This is a genomic window from Thiomicrorhabdus cannonii (genome assembly GCF_013391695.1).
GTDB lineage: Bacteria > Pseudomonadota > Gammaproteobacteria > Thiomicrospirales > Thiomicrospiraceae > Thiomicrorhabdus > Thiomicrorhabdus cannonii.
On record NZ_JACBGH010000002.1, the window covers coordinates 264,871 to 282,201 of the forward strand.

The following is a 17,331-nucleotide window of genomic DNA, read 5'->3' on the forward strand; positions in this document are numbered from 1 at the left end:
AGCCTTATTTAATGTGTCAACTTCATAAAGACTTGCGGCAACAATTCCGGCAACTTCTCAACACGGTCAACCACCGTATATTGATTACCGAACACATCCGCCACATATTCATCCGCTTTAGGGTCGACCGTGATGCAATAGGAGTAAATGCCTTTACTCTGCAACTCCTCGACCGCCTTGTGGGTATCCTGAATCAGCGTTTGCGGGTCTTTGGCATCGATATCCGCCGGCTCGCCGTCGGTCAACACCAACATCAGCTTTTTCTCCGCTTTCTGCGCTTCAAGATAATGCGCCGCATGACGCATCGCCGCACCCATACGGGTTGAATAAGAGGCTTCCATCGCCGCAATGCGCGCTTTCACTTCGTCCGTATAGCCTTCCGAGAAGCCTTTGATGTGCTGGTAACGCACTTCATGGCGGGTATCGGAACAGAAACCGGCAATCGCAAACTTATCGCCCAGCTTCTCGACGGTCCAGGCCGTAATGGCCAAGGCCTCTTCGGAAAGCTCCAACAAGGTCTGCCCCGTTTCCGGATTACGCTCATTCAACGATTGCGACGTATCCACCAGCAACATCACCGCGATATTACGACTATCGGTGGTATGGCTGTAGTTGATACGCGGATCGGGCGCCTGCCCGCTCTTGAAGTCGATGACCGAACGCAACGCCACATCCAGATCCAGCTCCTCGCCTTCCTCCTGGAAGCGAATACGCTTTTTGTTCTGCGGCTTCAAAGCTTCAATCATTTTCTTCAAGCGCTTCGCCAAATCAGCATGCTTGTCCATTAAGCGGTCGATCTTGCCGGCGTCACCGCTCGGATGCAAACGCTCGTAGACCGTGGTCCAATCCGGACGGTAGCCTTCCGAAATATAATCCCATTCGTCATAATGACGCGGCGGCAAACCACCCTCGTTGCTAATCACCGGCTCTTCGTTTTCATACTCGTTAGGCATGATCTCATCGGATTCATCGTACTCTTCGTAGTAGAACCAGATGTAACGGTTGTCATCACGATACGAGACTTCGGTATCATCAAAGAACACGCTTGGTTGACTATCCGACGACTGCTTGCGCGTCTTCACATAAAAATCAATCCCGAGCTCCTGCATATCCTTCGTACTGGAATTCTCGCCCTTCTCGGCCATGATTTTATGGAAACGCTCGCGGAACTCTTCCAGCAATGGGTTTTCGGGATCAAAATTCTCGTCCAGCAAAGCACGCGACATACGCGTCGCACGGTAGCGCAGACAGGACTGTTTGCTATCGTCACAAGCGCCTTTTTCAGGATAGGGATGCAGTGCCAGAAACAATTTCTTCAGACCCGGGTAACGCTGAATCGCCAAATGCTCAACACGACAATCTTCGAACACGGAGATAAACAACTGCATGTGCGGTGCAAAGTTGTCCGCCATTAACTTACCAGACCATCTCTTATGCGCCATCATGTGCGCCAAGGTCGCACGATAACGGTCGATTCCCGATACGCCATTCTCAACGTCATACACATCCGGCATGGCGATGATCTCATCATCAAGATAAGGCACCGGCTTGCGTAGCTGGTCAAAGGCGGTCGAAAAGGTCTGGAACGGCAAATCGCAATCCCACATACAATCCTTGAGCATATTCATGTGGCGTTCGACATCTTTAAAGGTCGTACCTTTACGCTCACGCGTAATAATGCTCTTGGCATCGTGCGATTCCAGCTTGAAGTAAGCAATCTGCTCGTCGGGCGCGTTCAGATAGTTGCGCGCACCGTAGTCGATGAAGTTGCGGATACCGTTCAGACATAGCTTGGAGATCAGCTGCGGCATGGATTCCAGCAACGCAACCATCCCCGGACTCTCATACAAAGAGTGATGGCCATGAATCACCGTCTGCGTCTTGTCGACATATTCATCAATAATCTGCAGATACAGCTCTAAATCTTCAATTCGATCGATACGGCGACACACACTGCGCAAGGAGTTCAAAAACGGGATAAGGGCTTTTTTGTTGGGGCTGCGCGCCAACAGATAGGCGTAGTCAGCAACCCGCTTGTTGGTGCCCTGCCCCAAATGCGCTGCAATATCCGGCATTACTTCCATGTAGACCAAAACAGGTTCAACGCCCTGCCCGATTTTACAGAGAAAGTTTGCGCCGTCTAAATAAGCTTCAACACCCTGTGGCGACAGTTTAGCCACAGCGTAATTGATCAGCTCGGGAAACAGCTCGACCGCCTTCGGAAACTTACAGGTGAACTTGGGCTGATATTCGGCTAATAATTCTTCATTCATAATCATGACTCTTTTGAATTAACCACAGAGACACAGAGACACGGAGTTTTTAAGTCAAAACACTTTGTCGCTGCGACTCGAAAAGAATGAATCGTTTTAATCCCCAAAGACTCAAGACACAAGTTTCTCTGTGTCTCTGTGTCTCTGTGGTTAAAACGTTTAGCCGAAGATCATCTCAATGGCATTGTCGAGGGTTTGGCGAATGTCGGCATCATCCGTAATCGGACGCACCAGCGCCATCTTACAGGCTTCAACCGGAGAGATGCCTTTATTGATCAGCGTAGCCGCATAGACCATCAAACGCGTAGAAATCCCTTCATCCAGACCGTGACCTTTCAGGTTACGGGCGGTTTCACCGATCTGCACCAACTTCTTGGCAGTCGCTTCGTCAACGCTACCTTCTTTTTGTAGAATGTGCGCTTCTACGTCCGGAGCCGCATAATCAAAATCCAACGCGCAGAAACGCTGTTTGGTGGATTGTTTCAGGTCTTTCATTAAGGACTGATAACCCGGGTTATAAGAGATTACCAACTGGAAATCCGGGTGCGCCTTGATGAGTTCACCTTTTTTATCCAAAGACAATTCACGACGGTGGTCGGTCAAAGCGTGGATAACAACCATGGTATCTTGACGCGCTTCAACGATCTCATCCAGGTAACAGATTGCGCCATAACGCGCCGCCATCGTCAGAGGACCATCGACCCAACGCGTGCCGTTGGCATCCAGCAGGTAACGACCTACCAGGTCGGATGCGGTGATGTCTTCGTTACAAGAAACGGTGATGATTGGCTTACCCAGTTTCCACGCCATGTGTTCCACAAAACGTGACTTACCGCACCCCGTTGGCCCCTTCACCATTACCGGCAAGCGCGCCGCATAAGCGGCTTCGTATAGCTCTACTTCGTTAGATTGAGCATCGTAAAAAGGTTCGTTTTCAATTTTATATTGCGAAATATCCATAGTTGTTCCCCGTAACAGTTATGGTTATAGAGAGCGTTGTACGAGTGTGGCGCGAAAGAAAAATGAGGAAAAATTTGGCTGATTGAGGCGGAAAACGCAGCTAATAGCCAGCTATTGGCAAGTTTTCCAACAAAAACCAGACGAATTCTAACCATTTTTATTCGTGCACTCACCTCGTGCAACGCTCTCTTATAGAAAGAAAATCACTTAACGCCCCATTCTGACAAGCAAGCCAAAACAGCGTGTTAAATAACCTAGTGAAAAAGTAGGCAATAAATTAGAGAGTTAAAAAAACCCCTGCCCGAAGACAGAGGTTCTTTTTTGGGTTTCTAAATAAACATCCCTAAAGGAACGATTATTTGTGAACGCCCAACTTCTCACGCCAGCCCGGATACAGTTTGTCTGCATCACGTGGGAATGATTCGAATGCGCGAGCAAATTCTGGGTGCTCTTTAGCGTATTCGATTGGGTCTGCACCCGTCTTCCAGCAGTCATAAGCCTGACCTAGAGAGATACCACCCGCAGCTGGGCTGTCGATGTGACCGAATGATCCGCCACCACAAGTGTTGATTACGTTACCGTGACCCAGGTTCTCGAAGAAGCCAGGTAGACGCAGCGCGTTCATACCACCAGAGATGATTGGCGTAGTAGGCTTCATGCCGTACCACTTCTGATAGAAGTAGTGACCTTGACACTCGTCACGCTCAAGCATGTAAGCTAGTACGCGCTCGTCACCGTGACCTTCCATTTTGCCGTAACCCATAGTACCAGTGTGGATACCAGAAGCACCCATCAAACGAGCAAGCTTCATGTAGCACAAAGGATCCATACCCATTGGTGACTTATAAGAAGTTACCGCACCGTGACCTGCACGGTGGAAGTGTAGGTAAGTATCAGGGAAAGCACGACGTGCAGTCGTTACACCAGCAGGACCAGTTACGAAACCGTCAACCAGGAACGCAACGTGTTTTTCGTTACCGTACTTAGCGAATTCGCTCAGGATGTAATCACCACGCTTGATCATCTCTTGGTGCCAGTCAGCCGTTACGTTCGCAGAGAACAATTTAGCTTGACCAGTTGCTTGTTGCGCACGATCCATAGTCTCGGCAACCATAGGAATAACCACTTCCATTGGGCAGAAAGTTTGGTTAGCTTGTGGCTCATCGTTCTTGATGAAGTCGCCGCCCAACCAGAAGTCATAACATGCTTTCGCGAATGGCTCAGGACGCAGACCTAGTTTTGGCTTGATGATCGTACCAGCGATGTAACCACCGTCAACTTCTGGACGACCTAGAACGCGCCACAGGTCAGAGATGTCAGTTGCTGGGCCGTCGAATTTCTTAACCATTTGCTCTGGAACCAAGAAGTCCAACATACGTAGACCAACATGGTCACCCATACCTTGGTTGTTACCCAGGATCAAAGACCACATGTGAGAAACGTTGTAGAAACCATCGATCAGGTTAGGATCGAACAGCGCAACTGGGTAAGCGATCTTCATCAGACCACCTTGCTCACCGAATGCAGCTTCGTCGATTTCATAAACTAGCGCGTCAACACCACGAGTGAAGTCGTCAGTAGTAGAAACTTCAACGTTAGTTCCTGTTGAAGACTCTGCAGCAACGTGAGCCGCAACTTCCAGGAAGCCGTAACCAGCAGCTGGTTTCAGACGGTATGCAACAAGAAGGTGATTACCATCAGCAATCAATTTATCTTCTGAAAGAGTTAAGTCAGCGTAACGATTCGACTGATCCATTTTTCTTACCTCAAGTTTGGGACGTTAAATAAAGAATACGTCCTTAATTTTTAGTTGAGCCAAACCCCGATCTGACTCAACTCCCGAAAACAAGGTGAATTATAGAGAAGCGAGGGATAAATACAAATCAATAATTTTGATTTATTTGATTGCTTTCCATCTATACATTATCCAAAAAAGAAAAACCATACCCTTTTAAAAGATATGGTTTTTTTGATTTGGCTAGCTTACCCAATTTGTTAGAGCTTGGCAAATGCCTGTTCACTCAACTGCTTACCTTCCACCTTCAGCAGTTCAATCAGCTTTTCCGCGGCAATCGACAGAATCTTGCCGGTCGGATAGGCCAGGTACCAGTGGCGGTTGACCGGAAAGCCTTTCACTTTGAGGATGGCGATTTCGCCGCGACTGATTTCGTTCATCAGTGTCGGCACGGATGCCACGGTAATCCCCAGATTCTGCAGCAGGCCCAGACGGATCGCCTCATTACCGCCCAGCACCATTTTGACACTGGGCTGAAAATCAAATTCGCCAAACACCTTTTCGACCTGCGCGCGGATGCCCGACCCGGTTTCGCGCATCAGAAACGGCTCGTCCTTCAAATCCTCGATGGTCAGCTCCTTGCCCACCAACGGATGCTTGGCATTGGCCACAAACGCCAACGGGTTGATCGCCAAGGGTTCGGAAACCACGTTCAGACCTTCCGGCGGCTGGCCGAGCAGATAGAAGTCGTCCTTGTTTTTGGCAATGCGATCCAGCAGGTTTTCTTTATTGCCCACGCGCATCAGTACCGTCACATCCGGATAGGCCTGGGTGAACTCGTGAATGACTTTGGGCACAAAATATTGCGCGGTCGAAATCACCGACAACTTGACGTTACCGCCGGAGAACCCCTTTAAATGGTTGATCTTCTGCTCGGCAATCGATAACTTCGCCAGAATGGCGTTGGCCGCCTCATACAATGCCAGCCCGGCATTGGTCAGATATACCTTGCGCCCGATCTGCTCGAACAGCGGCGCCTGCAGCACATCGGCCAGTTTCTTGACCTGCATGGACACCGTTGGCTGCGTCAGATGCAACTCTTTGGCGGCTTTGGTAAAGCTTTGATTGCGGGCAATGCTTTCAAATACCTGCAACTGCCTTAAGGTGGCGTTGCGTGCTAATAATGAACCTTTTTCCGGCATATCTGTTCCCTACCTTCTCAAACCCACACTCATCGTACACCCGGCCTGTTGAGTTTTGAAAGCGTTAATTTTGCGGCGTGCGAATCAGCTTGGCGACAATCTTTCTGACCATTGGCCCTACAAAGATCACAATCGGAAAGGCGATGACAAACGCCGAAATCCATGCATGCATCCAGATTGAGAAGAAATTCTCCGGGAATCCCAAATTGATCGCACTGATCGCCGCCGACATCAAAAAGGACATAAACAGCGCCATAAAAAACGCAAACACAATGTGCTGATACTTGGCATCAATCACTCTTTATTACTCCATCTTGCACTACCAATAAAAAAGCCGGAGAACGGCAACGCTCTCCGGCCTGGTTGAATCCGCTTATTTTAAAACAAATCGCTATTTTCGAACACCTTCAATATTCAGCTCCAACCACACTTTAGTGGAAGCCGGCCCCAAATTGTAGGTGATGCCGTAGTCGGCCAACGTCAGTTCGGTTGCGCCACTGAAGCCGCTGCGATAACCGCCCCATGGGTCTTTGCCTTCACCGATTTTGTGCGCGGTAATGGTCACATCGCGGGTCACGCCGTTCAGGGTCAACTGTCCATCAATCACCATTTCGCTGTCCGAGCCGCTGACTTTGCGGCTTTCAAAACGCGCCTGCGGATATTTTTGTACATTTAGAAAATCGGCACTGCGCAGATGCTTGTCGCGTTCGGCATGGTTACTGTTAATGCTGGCGGTATCGATCTCGACCTCCACCTTGCTGTTGGCCACATTGTCCGCATCATACACATAACTTCCGCCAAATTTCTCGAAACGCCCCGTCAGCCAGCTATATCCCAAATGCTGGATCTTGAAGTTGATCGAGGCGTGCATCCCCTGCGTGTCAATCGTATAGTTCACCGGCGCCGCCGCAACCATCGGACTCAAGGCCAGCAAAGCACTCGCCAGCAGCGCGGCCGCCACTTTTTTGTTGGATCGGGTGCCCGCCTGTTTTGCGGCTACCCTTTTCATTGTATTAATTGCCATCGCTTTCTCCTTCCCATCAATTCACAAAGTGTCCTAAGCGGCGTTACACCGAGCGCCTCCTGCCAAGGTTTCAGCGCTTGCCAAGCATTCTTCGCAGCGTCGCATCGCGGTCGATGAAATGATGTTTCAAAGCACCCGCCACATGCAATACCACCAACGCCATCAAGCCATAGGCCACATACACATGGATTTCACCGGCCAAATCCGCCTGGCGTTCAAACAAGGCTTCTGCACTCAAGGGCGGGACTTCAAACACATCGAACACCTTCACTCCCTGTCCTTCCGCGGTTGCAATCAGATAACCGCTCGTGCCCAATAGCAGCACGCCCAGATAAAGCAGCGCATGGACGGTTTTAGCGGCCAGATGTTCCCAATCGGCATGCATCAGCGGTAACACCCGCGGATTGAGCCGTAGCCATATCCAGCGCAAAATCATCAGACCCACCACCGACACGCCGACCGCTTTGTGAATAGCCGGCGCGCGGTGATACCATTCGGAATAGTAGTCCAACTCCACCATCCACACGCCCAACGCAAACAATCCCGGAATAAGCAGCGCCAACAACCAGTGGAAAAGCACACTGATCAAACCATATCCCTGAGTACTGTTTGTGAACATCACGCATTCCCCTGCTTTTTGCTTATCTTAACGGGGGATTAAGGCTTGAGAAATAGACAATAAATCAAAAGACTGTTGCTATTGCAGCAACAATAAGAATCGCGCCCGCGGCGAGGCGGGCGCTATTTTGAAGAGCTAACCTTCATTTAGGCGATTTGCCGCACTGCTGATGCCTTGTCGGAGGAGTCGGGCAGACGGGAAGACGCGCCGCTCGCCCTCCCGGATTGCGGCAGCACCTGCACGGCGCCGGTCAGTGCACGTTCCAGTTCGTCAATGCAGGCAATCACCTCTTCACTGCGCGGTTTCATCCCTTCGATCAGCTGATTCGCCTGTTCCATATCGCCAATATCTTTCAATGCAATAATCGTTCCGATAAACGCATGCATTTCGGCATGAACCTTCTCCAGCTTTTGGTAGGCCGGTAACTGCGCGAAATGCTTGCCGGCGGAGTAGAGCCACTGCCCCAGCGCACACGCCGTCGGGTCGGTCGCAGCCTGCTTATTGAAATGCACATCCACATCGTTGATATAGGCGCGTACATTCACCCGCCAACGGCGATGCGCCCGCTTGGCGGAGGCAAAGTCAAACTCCTCTGCAGAAACACTGGTCTGCTGCAGTACCGCTTCGCTGATTTTGAAATGATTGACGGTGGTAATCATCATATCCGACATCTTGCGCAGCGCCTCCGCCGTCGCCGCCGTCTCCTCCACTAGGGCGGCATTCTGCTGAACGGCACCGTCCATCGCGGTGATCGCCTGATTCACCTGCCCGATTCCATCGCTTTGTTCGGTACTGGAGTGCGAGATCTCCTCAATGATCTGTTTGACGTGATTAACCGACGCAACAATCTCATTCAACGCCTCGCCCGAAGCCTTGACGGTTTGCGTTCCGTCGGCCACCTTGCGCGTCGTATCCTCGATGAGTTTACGGATATCCTCTGCGGCATCGGCCGATTTCTGCGCCAGATTCCGCACTTCCGAGGCCACAACGGCAAAGCCGCGACCATGTTCTCCGGCACGTGCCGCTTCCACCGAGGCATTCAACGCCAGCAGATTGGTTTGGAAGGCAATCGAATCGATCAACTCGATAATGTCCTGAATTTTCTGGCTCGACGCATGAATCTGCTCCATGGAGTGGATCGCATTCTGCATCACCTCAACACCCGATTCGGCCATACTGGCGGTCTTCTGGGTAATCGTCTCCGCCGCGGCGGCATTATTGGCGCTCTGTTTCACCGCCGAGGTCATCTGAGCCATATTGCCGCTGGTCTGTTCCAGCGAAATCGCCTGATTCTGGGTGCGCGCATTCAAATCCTGACTGCCGCGATTAATCTGCTCGGTTCCCTGCAACACGTTATGCGCGGCGATGCGCGTTTGCGCCATCATGGAACTCAAATTATCCACCGCCACGTTCAAACTCTCTTTCAACACCGCAAAACGTCCCAGATAATCGCCTTCCACGTGTTCGGTCAGATTGCCTTCCGCCAGCGCGACCGACACATTCACCGCCTCTTTAATCGGGTTTTCAATCGTCTCCAACAAGCGGTTGACCGACTCGCCCAACTGTTTGACGATTCCGCTGGTTTGCGACAGATCGATGCGTCGATCCAGCAAGCCTTCTTCGGCCGCCTTCACCGCCGTACCAATCTGTTCAATCAACTGTTTCTCGGCCGTTTTATCCTGCCACTCCACCAACGTGCTGATTTGTTCGCCGTTGCGGTTGAAGACCGGGATAATCATCAATCCCAGATGAAAACTGCCCAACGTGATCTCGGTTAATGTCGGACTCTTGATCTGTTGCAGCATCGCGCGGTTATGCTCGGGATGGCGGTGAAAGCTGTCAATATTCGCGCCCAAAAGCCTATCGGCATCAAAATCCGGAAGCGCCAACTTAAACGCCTCTTCACGCTCTTTTAAAAAATGGCGCATATGTTTGTTCATATAGACGATTTCAAGCTTGCTGTTGGCAATCATGATATTGGAACTGATCTGTTCCATGGCAATTTCCAGCTGCTTGGCCTTGTCCAGCTGAAACAACGAATCTTCATTGCGGGCGCGCATCGCAATCGAAGCGGCTTTCATCGCACTCAACAATCGTCCGGTGAGATTTTTTGGATTAAAACGCTCAAACTCAACCTCTTCGCAGTTGGCGATGCGTTGCAGTATGTGCAATCCCTGGCGATGTGCGCGCTGCTTTCTCAAGCCGTACACCAACGGCGGAATCAAACCCAACAGCGCAAAACTCAAGGGGCCGGCCATCTCCAATTGATTGACCGCCGCGTAAACCTGCACCGGCACCAGATACAACAGGAAAACCCACAGCATCAGTTGCACCGCGGGATTCAGATGCGCGAAAACATTCAGCCGCTGCCAGTCGTAGCCGGCAACAAGGTGCCCCTGTTTAATGCGACTGACCCCGGTTCTGATCGCTTCGTAGGCCCTTTCGGCCGCATCAATCTCCTCGGCGGAAACCGCGCATCTTACCGACATATAACCGCGCAAATCGCCGTTGTTATACACCGGCGTCACATTGGCCCTCACCCAATAGAATCCGCCATCGGCCCGACGGTTTTTGACCACTTGCGTCCAGGGATGCCCGGTCTTCAACGTTTGCCACATATCCTCGAACACCGCCTCGGGGACATCCGGATGGCGCACAATATTGTGCGGCTGGCCGATCAATTCACGGCGGGAAAATCCGCTGGCGATTTCAAACGCATCATTGCAATGCGTAATCGTTCCATGCAAATCGGTTTCCGACACCAAGGTCACACCTTGCGGGACCTTATACTCATTATCCGTTACGGGCTGATTATTGCGCATAGACATCCTCTTCTGAAAGCCATAATCATTTCATGGTTAAACCACTGGATATATTACACAAATGCGGCAGAAGTCTTTACCGATATGGTACAAATACGCATCAAAATTACTTTAAGAGTCAAAGAAAAAAGTAATCACCCTAGTAATCATGTAGGTTTATTGGCCGATTTCACCCATAAAAAAACCCGGCAGGCCGGGTCTCTTCATGATTTTAACTTGGATGCCAGCAATCAACTGCGCACATGGTCTGCGCCAATGAACTCGATCTGATAGCCATCCGGATCTTCCGCAAAGGCGATAATGGTGGTGCCGGCGTTCATCGGTCCGGCTTCGCGAATAATCTTGCCGCCAGCCTGCTTGATCGCTTCCGCAGCCGCATAGACATCCGGCACTTCAATGGCGATATGACCATACGCCGTACCCAGTTCATACTTGTCCACTCCCCAGTTATAAGTCAGTTCCAATACGGTATTCTCTTCCTCGTTACCGTAACCCAAAAACGCCAGGGTAAACTCCCCCTGCGGATAATCCTTCTGGCGCAGCAGTTTCATGCCCAACACCTCGGTGTAGAACTTGATGGATCTGTCCAAATCACCCACCCGCAACATTGTGTGCAACAATCTCATAACCTGCTCCTTTTACATCCAGACGTTTTAAAACCCAAATTGTACCGAAAAAACACTTACGCGTGTTAAGATGGCGAAACGCGCGGTTCAAAGTCTTTTTTATTGTCTTTTTTATGGGGTTTATGGCCGAATCATCATGACCTTACAGAATGCCACACACCGTTTTATCGGCGTTATGCTGCTTTGGACGGGCTTGATTCTCGCTTCCCTGGGCTACAACTTTTACAGCCTCTGGCAAGCCACCCTGAAAACGGCAGAGTCCGCAGCACTGGCCGCCCTCAACAAAGACCTCAGTTACCGCAACTGGGCCACCTCGCACGGTGGCGTCTATGTGCCGCCAACCGAACGCACGCCGCCCAATCCCTACCTGAATGTGCCCGGCAAAAATGTCATGACCACCGACGGTCAAGCGCTCACCCTCATGAATCCAGCCTATATGCTCCGCGAAATGCAACTCTATTTCGCCGACCAATACGGCACCAAAACCGTCATTACCAGCCTCAACCCCATCAATCCCAACAACGTTCCCGACGAATGGGAAACCGCCGCACTCAATTCTTTTGAAATCAAACCTGAACGCGTCCAGTCGCTCGGCGAAATCGATGGCGAAACGCACCTGCGCATGATGGTGCCGTTTATCGTGGAGGCGCCCTGCCTCAAATGCCACGCCCAGCAGGGCTACAAGGTCGGCGATGTGCGCGGTGGCATTGCCGCCTACCTACCCATGAAACCGTTGCTGCAACATCAAACCACGCGCCGCATCGAACTCTCCATCAGCCACGCCGTGGTATGGCTCATCGGCCTGTTCGGTTTCAGCCTAGCCTGGCGTCATCAACTGAAACTCGACCAGGCCAATGCCAACATCCAGCATCTGGCCCATTACGACAATCTCACCCAACTCCCCAATCGCCATCTGATCGAACAGACGCTGGCCCAACACACTCAAACGCATCCGGGGGGCCGCTTAGGCTTGATTTTGCTCGACATCGACAATTTCAAACTGCTCAACGATACCCTCGGCCACAAGTTCGGCGACAAACTGCTACAGGCCGTTTCCGGACGACTCAACGAGTTTTGCGCTAACACCTGTTTTGCCGGACGCCTGAGCGGCGACGAATTCGTCGTCATGCTGCCTAAACTCAAGCGTTCCGTGCAAGCTGCCCGCCTGCAGCTCGAAGAAACCATCCGTCTGCTGCTCGACGACCTTGACCGTCCCTACCTGGTCGAACAGCGCGACTACCAGATTACCGTGAGTCTCGGCGGTGCCCTCGCGCTCGACGAAAAAAGTTCGCACGAGGAACTGCTCAAATTCGCCGAAGTCGCCATGTATCAGGCCAAACTCAGCGGCCGCAACACCTACAAGCTGTTTGAGGAAAGCATGCTCGCGCAGATCACCGCGCGCAGCGAACTCGAAAAAGACCTGCGCACCGCCGTGCTAGAAAACAACTTCGAACTCTATTACCAACCGCAGGTGGATGAACACGGACAAACCACGGGCGCCGAGGCGCTGCTGCGCTGGCACCATCCGCAACGCGGCCTGCTCGCGCCCAATGTGTTTATGTCTATGGCAGAAGAGTGCGGCCTGATTCTGCCTATCGGCCAATGGGTCATGCAATCGGCCTGCCAAACCCTCTACCACTGGCAGCAGCATCCCGCTTTACAGCATCTGACGCTGGCGGTCAATGTCAGCGCCCACCAGTTCTACCAGGCCGACTTTGTCGAACAAGTCACCCGGGCACTGCAAAGCAGCGGCGCACCGGCCAACAAACTCAAACTTGAACTGACCGAGTCGCTGTTTGTGGCCGACATTCAGCAGGTGATGCAGAAAATGCGCGAACTCAAAACCCTCGGCATCGCCATCTCGCTCGACGATTTCGGCACCGGTTACTCCTCGCTGAGCTATCTCAAGCGTCTGCCGCTCGACCAGCTGAAAATCGACCAGAGTTTTGTCCGCGACATTCTCGAAGACCCCAACGACGCCGCCATCGCCAGAATGGTCATTACCCTGGCGCAAGAACTGCAGCTCAACGTCATTGCCGAAGGGGTCGAAACCCAGGAACAGCAAAAAGCCCTTGCCACCCTCGGCTGCCTGCATTACCAGGGCTACCTCTTCGGGCGTCCGCAACCACTGGCGGAGTTCGAACAAACCCTGCCCTAAACAACTGGGCACCTCAATTAACCCCAGCTGTCGAGCACCCGGCCTGTTCAAAAGCAACAGGCCGGGTGCTCAGTTGATTAGGACAGGGCTTTAAATCACCGCACGCCGCGCCATGCAAACCATCCGGCCATCAAGACTGCCAGGGCGCACAAGCCATACGCCAAGCCGGCCTGTCCGCTTTGCCAGGCATAGCCTGCCATCAACATCCCCAGGGCCCCGCCCAGACCATGACTGCTGGCTGCAAAAATCGCCTGCCCTTTGCCGTGGTGACGCCCCTGAAAATAGTGGTCAATCAAATGGATCGCCGCCGCGTGGAACAAACCAAAACTCGCCGCATGCAGGAGCTGGGCCAAGATCATTAACGGCCAATACTCCGCCAGCGTCGCATTCATGCTCCAGCGGATAAAGGTCAGCAACAGACTCAGCAAAATCAGGAACCGCACGCTGTAGCGCTGAAACAGGCGCGCCATGTACAGAAACACCCCGATTTCGGCAATCACCCCCAACGCCCACAGCCAGGCAATGGCGGTTTTGTCATACCCCAGATCGGTCAGCTGAATCGTAAAAAACGCATAGTAAGTGCCGTGCGACAACTGCACCAAAAAACTCACCAATAGCAGATGCCACACCGCCGGCTGCCGCAGAATATCGACAAAACCTGCGCTGTTGTCCATCACCACCGGACGCTGATAGTCGCGCACCAGAAAGGTGGTCAGCCACACCACGCCGAGCAAGGCAAACAGATCCCACGGCAAGACGCCGATGCCCCAGTGCTCCACCTGCCAGCCGATCGCCAGCACGGCGGCAATAAAGCCCACCGACCCCCACAGGCGGATCTCGCCATAGCGGTGTTTTTCGTGCCCCAAACAACCAAAGGTATAAGACTCGAACTGCGGCAAAGAGGCGTGCCAGAAAAAACTGAAAAACAGGATGGTCAGCAGCAGCGGCCAATAGGTGTCAAACAGCAACAAACCGGCACCGATCAGCACTGTCAGCCCGGTGGCCAGCCGCACCCATTTTATCGAATAACCGGAACGGTCCGCCAGCCAGCCCCACAGATTGGGTGCAATCACCTTGGTGGCGAGCAACACGCCCAATAACTGGCCGATTTCCACGGCGGAAAACGACAGTGATTGAAAATACAAACCTAGGTAAGGCAAAAGCGCACCGAGCACGCTGAAATAGAAGAAATAATGCAAAGACAGCCGTGAATAGGCTGTCTTATAGGAACAGGGGCGTTCGCCCCGATGGTCTGACGTGTCCGCTAAGGGCTTATTTTCCGGCATGGGCCAGATCGATGATCGGCGGCACCACGTCGCCGTTCTGCGCGCGGTTGCGCATAAAGTGATCCAGCAGCACAATCGCCATTTGCGCTTCGGCAATCGGCGTGGCGCGGATGCCTACGCATGGGTCGTGGCGGCCTTTGGTGACCATCTCGATCGCCTCGCCCTGCGTATTGATGGAGCGACCCGGCGTCATAATGCTGGAAGTCGGTTTCAGCGCGATATGCGCGACTATGTCCTGACCGGTGGAAATCCCGCCCAGAATCCCGCCCGAATGGTTCGACACAAAGCCTTGCGGAGTCATCTCGTCACGATGCTCCGTGCCGCGTTGTCCGGCAACCGCAAAACCGTCGCCGATCTCCACGCCTTTCACGGCATTGATGCTCATCAAGGCGTGCGCCAAATCCGCATCCAAACGGTCGAAAATCGGCTCGCCCAACCCCACCGGCACGTTTTTGGCCACAATCGTGATCTTCGCGCCCACCGAATCTTTCTGTTTCAGCAGGTTGTCCATATAAACGCGAATCTCTTCGCGCTTTTCCACGGTCGGGCAGAAATACTCGTTGTCGTTGTCAAACGGCCAGCTCACGTTCTCGACCTTGATCGGCCCCAACTGCGACAGATAGCCTTTGATCTCCACACCCAAACGTTCTTTCAGGTACTTCTTGGCAATCGCCCCGGCGGCCACGCGCATCGCCGTTTCGCGCGCCGAAGAACGCCCGCCGCCGCGGTAATCGCGCAAGCCGTACTTCTGCGTATAAGTATAGTCGGCATGCGAGGGACGGAAGGTTTCCGCCACCTTGGAATAGTCCTGCGAACGCTGGTCGGTGTTGTGGATAATCATGCCGATCGGCGTACCGGTGGTCTTGCCCTCGAACACCCCCGACAAAATCTGCACCACATCGTCCTCGCGGCGCGCCGTAGCGTGTTTGGAGGTACCCGGCTTTCTGCGATCCAGTTCAATCTGAATATCGGCCTCGCTCAACGCCAATCCCGGCGGGCAGCCGTCCACAATGCAACCCAACGCAATCCCGTGGCTTTCACCGAAGGTGGTGACGCGAAAATTTTGTCCTAACGTATTACCCGACATAAGCTGTCTCTCTAAACTCTTGGCTAAATTCTTTATAATGCGGAGTATTCTACCTAAAAAGCCTGTAAAAGTAATGCGAACCAACGATTCAGCCGCGCTTGAGTGGCAACATCCTGCCCCGTTTATTCAGCCGCACACCGTCAGCCAGGACGAACTCGACTTCCTCGGCCACGTCAACAACAAAAGCTATCTAGCGTGGATGGAACAGGTCGCTTGGGCGCATGCCAAAGCGGTCGGCATCAACCATGATCTACAGAAACAGCTCAACCGCATCATGGCCGTCTATGAAAACTGCATGCACTACCACGCCAGCTGCTACGAAGGTGATGAACTTCTGATCGCCACCTGGGTCGGCGAACGCCTTGGCTGCTGCCTACGCAAACGTCATTTCCAGATTATCCGTCCGCGCGACGCCAAAACCGTCTTTAGCGCCGAAGCCACCTATGTCTGCATCGACCTGGTCAAACACAAACCCCGCCCGATTCCTAATGCCTTTATAGAGCCGTACCGCCAGCAAAGCGACGAATAAAAGCGTTTTCAAAAAGGGCTTTTGCAAACTCAACGGGCCGGGTAAGATGGGACAAACCGCTTACAAGGAGATTGGCATGGCGCACTTTACCGAAGAGATGCTGGAAAAACATCTGGTCGAAGAACACTTCAGCCACCGCATGGGCTGGCTCAGAGCGGCGGTGCTCGGCGCCAACGACGGCATTATCTCGGTGGTGAGTCTATTGGTGGGCGTCATCGCCTCGGGTGCCGACAAGGATTCGATATTGCTGGTCGGCGTCGCCGCACTCGTCGCCGGCGCTCTGTCCATGGCGGCCGGCGAATATGTTTCCGTCAGCTCGCAATCCGACACCGAAAAAGCCGATCTGGAGAAAGAACGCATTGCGCTTGAAGAGGATTGGGACACAGAACTGGCCGAGCTGGCACTCATCTACCGCCAGCGCGGTGTCAGTGAAGCCACGGCACATCAGGTCGCGCTGGAATTGATGGAGCATGACGCCTTGGGCGCACATGCCAAAGACGAACTGGGTTTGCATGAAGTACACAGCGCCCGCCCGCTGCAAGCGGCTTTTGCTTCCGCCGCCTCCTTTGTTTCCGGTGCCGCGGTGCCGGTACTGCTGGTCGCCCTGCTCCCGATGGAAAACATGGGATATATTGTGGCCGGCGCTTCATTACTGCTATTGGCGTTTCTGGGCGCACTGGCCGCCAAAACCGGCGGCGCCAACATGCTGACCGGTGCGGTGCGCATGTTTATCTGGGGTGCCATCGCCATGGCCGTGACCACTTATGTGGGCTTGGTTTTTGGTGCTGCTGGCTGATTACCCACCCTCCGCAAATGTCACAAAAAAACCGGCAATTTGAAGTGACCCCCAAATGTTGGACACCAACTTTGGGGGTTTTTCATGTCCAAATACAGTCGCAATACAAAAGTCACCATAGCAAAGCGCTATCTTCAGGGCGAAAATTCTACCGCTCTCTCAACACTCACCGGCATACCCAGTCGTCAAATACGTTATTGGGGGCAAGTCTATC

The 17,331-nt window shown here is 52.7% G+C and carries 14 protein-coding genes; 3 read left to right on the forward strand and 11 right to left on the reverse strand.

The window, feature by feature from the left end:
* Positions 1-8: 8 nt before the first annotated feature.
* From HZ297_RS04470 to gloA, 9 genes are all read right to left on the reverse strand, one after another.
* The gene (locus tag HZ297_RS04470) at positions 9-2,273 is read right to left on the reverse strand and encodes a nitric oxide reductase activation protein NorD (protein WP_178861777.1); all 2,265 of its coding nucleotides are present in this window, start codon (positions 2,271-2,273) and stop codon (positions 9-11) included.
* Positions 2,274-2,432: 159 nt separating this feature from the next.
* Positions 2,433-3,233 carry a CbbQ/NirQ/NorQ/GpvN family protein gene (locus tag HZ297_RS04475; RefSeq protein WP_178861778.1) on the reverse strand — a complete coding sequence of 267 codons (801 nt, stop codon included), beginning with the start codon at positions 3,231-3,233 and terminating at the stop codon, positions 2,433-2,435.
* A 355-nt stretch (positions 3,234-3,588) separates the two neighbouring features.
* Entirely contained in the window at positions 3,589-4,989 is a 1,401-nt protein-coding gene (locus HZ297_RS04480; RefSeq protein ID WP_178861779.1) for a ribulose-bisphosphate carboxylase, read from the reverse strand.
* Positions 4,990-5,228: 239 nt separating this feature from the next.
* Positions 5,229-6,170: a LysR substrate-binding domain-containing protein gene (locus HZ297_RS04485; RefSeq protein WP_178861780.1), complete on the reverse strand. Its 942-nt coding sequence runs from the start codon at positions 6,168-6,170 to the stop codon at positions 5,229-5,231.
* A gap of 64 nt (positions 6,171-6,234) precedes the next feature.
* Positions 6,235-6,468 (reverse strand): DUF2798 domain-containing protein, encoded by a 234-nt coding sequence (locus tag HZ297_RS04490; protein ID WP_178861781.1) that lies wholly within the window; start codon positions 6,466-6,468, stop codon positions 6,235-6,237.
* A gap of 93 nt (positions 6,469-6,561) precedes the next feature.
* On the reverse strand, positions 6,562-7,194 hold the full coding sequence (locus tag HZ297_RS04495) for a YceI family protein (RefSeq protein ID WP_246261620.1): 633 nt from the start codon (positions 7,192-7,194) through the stop codon (positions 6,562-6,564).
* A 70-nt stretch (positions 7,195-7,264) separates the two neighbouring features.
* Positions 7,265-7,813, reverse strand: a complete 549-nt coding sequence (locus HZ297_RS04500; protein WP_178861782.1) for a cytochrome b — start codon at positions 7,811-7,813, stop codon at positions 7,265-7,267.
* A gap of 146 nt (positions 7,814-7,959) precedes the next feature.
* Positions 7,960-10,635 carry a methyl-accepting chemotaxis protein gene (locus tag HZ297_RS04505; RefSeq protein ID WP_178861783.1) on the reverse strand — a complete coding sequence of 892 codons (2,676 nt, stop codon included), beginning with the start codon at positions 10,633-10,635 and terminating at the stop codon, positions 7,960-7,962.
* A gap of 230 nt (positions 10,636-10,865) precedes the next feature.
* Complete coding sequence (gloA, locus tag HZ297_RS04510; protein WP_178861784.1) at positions 10,866-11,261, reverse strand: lactoylglutathione lyase; 396 nt, start codon at positions 11,259-11,261, stop codon at positions 10,866-10,868.
* A gap of 136 nt (positions 11,262-11,397) precedes the next feature.
* On the opposite strand from gloA, the gene HZ297_RS04515 reads away from it, so the two are divergent.
* Positions 11,398-13,419, forward strand: a complete 2,022-nt coding sequence (locus HZ297_RS04515; protein WP_178861785.1) for an EAL domain-containing protein — start codon at positions 11,398-11,400, stop codon at positions 13,417-13,419.
* A 95-nt stretch (positions 13,420-13,514) separates the two neighbouring features.
* On the opposite strand, the gene HZ297_RS04520 is transcribed toward HZ297_RS04515, so the two are convergent.
* Together HZ297_RS04520 and aroC are read right to left on the reverse strand one after the other, a co-directional pair.
* Positions 13,515-14,705 carry an MFS transporter gene (locus HZ297_RS04520; RefSeq protein WP_178861786.1) on the reverse strand — a complete coding sequence of 397 codons (1,191 nt, stop codon included), beginning with the start codon at positions 14,703-14,705 and terminating at the stop codon, positions 13,515-13,517.
* A complete protein-coding gene (gene aroC, locus HZ297_RS04525) occupies positions 14,692-15,792 on the reverse strand; it encodes a chorismate synthase (protein WP_178861787.1) in 1,101 nt (366 codons plus the stop codon). Before aroC ends, HZ297_RS04520 begins: the two co-directional genes overlap by 14 nt.
* Before the next feature lie 73 nt (positions 15,793-15,865).
* Between aroC and HZ297_RS04530 the strand changes: the two genes are divergently transcribed.
* Together HZ297_RS04530 and HZ297_RS04535 are read left to right on the forward strand one after the other, a co-directional pair.
* Positions 15,866-16,321 carry an acyl-CoA thioesterase gene (locus HZ297_RS04530; RefSeq protein WP_178861788.1) on the forward strand — a complete coding sequence of 152 codons (456 nt, stop codon included), beginning with the start codon at positions 15,866-15,868 and terminating at the stop codon, positions 16,319-16,321.
* A 76-nt stretch (positions 16,322-16,397) separates the two neighbouring features.
* Positions 16,398-17,117 carry a VIT1/CCC1 transporter family protein gene (locus HZ297_RS04535; protein ID WP_178861789.1) on the forward strand — a complete coding sequence of 240 codons (720 nt, stop codon included), beginning with the start codon at positions 16,398-16,400 and terminating at the stop codon, positions 17,115-17,117.
* Positions 17,118-17,331 lie beyond the last annotated feature (214 nt).